Raw genomic sequence first — 705 nt, 5'->3', positions numbered from 1 at the left:
TCAGCCGATGGCGATAATGGGGTCGCCCGCATTGATGGGGAGGGAGGAGATGACATAGAGCATCACGCCGTCGCAGGGGGCAAAGTACTCGCCCAGCACGTTGGTGAAGTAGTCACGGATCTCGCCCAGCTTCTGCCCCTTCTTCACCACGTCGTTGATCTTCACGCAGGGGTACCAGCATCCCGTCTGCTGCGCGTCCAGGCCGGTCATGTGGTCCACCACCACGGCCTCCTTGTTCTCAACCACCTCGCCGGGCAGCACCTTCAGCAGCCGCAGCACGTTGCTCACGCCGTCCACGTACTGCTTCACCTCGTCCTCGCTCCACAGCCCGCAGTTGCCGATCTCGCCCAGGAAGCCCGGCACGCCCATGGTGGCCGCGCAGCCGAACGTGCCGTTGGTGGACACGCTGCCGCACACGTACTTCACGCCCAGGGCCTTGGACGCCTCCAGGGACAGCTTCGTCTGCGCCTCGTCCCCCAGCTTGGAGTAGATGACGAAGGGCGTCAGGGACTCGTGGATGTCACCGCCGTGCAGGTCCATGTAGAAGTCTGCCTGGGTAAACAGCTGGCTGGAGATGGTGTAAGCGATGCGCTGGGTCACCGTGCCCGTGGCCAGGCCCGGGTACTCCCGGTTCAGGTTCTTGCCGTCATAGGGGCCCACGTACTGCAGCTTGGCCTGGAACGCGGGCACGTTCACAGGGTGCAC

Annotated in this window: 1 protein-coding gene; it reads right to left on the bottom strand. The window is 64.3% G+C overall.

The window, feature by feature from the left end:
- A partial coding sequence (locus tag H9Q75_RS12555) for a succinylglutamate desuccinylase/aspartoacylase family protein (protein ID WP_186567639.1) occupies positions 1–705 on the bottom strand: 705 nt, incomplete at its 5' end.

The organism is Lawsonibacter celer (assembly GCF_014281125.1).
GTDB lineage: Bacteria > Bacillota > Clostridia > Oscillospirales > Oscillospiraceae > Lawsonibacter_B > Lawsonibacter_B celer.
Note: the sequence above shows the minus strand (reverse complement) of the source record. Positions and strands in the feature narration are given on the sequence as shown.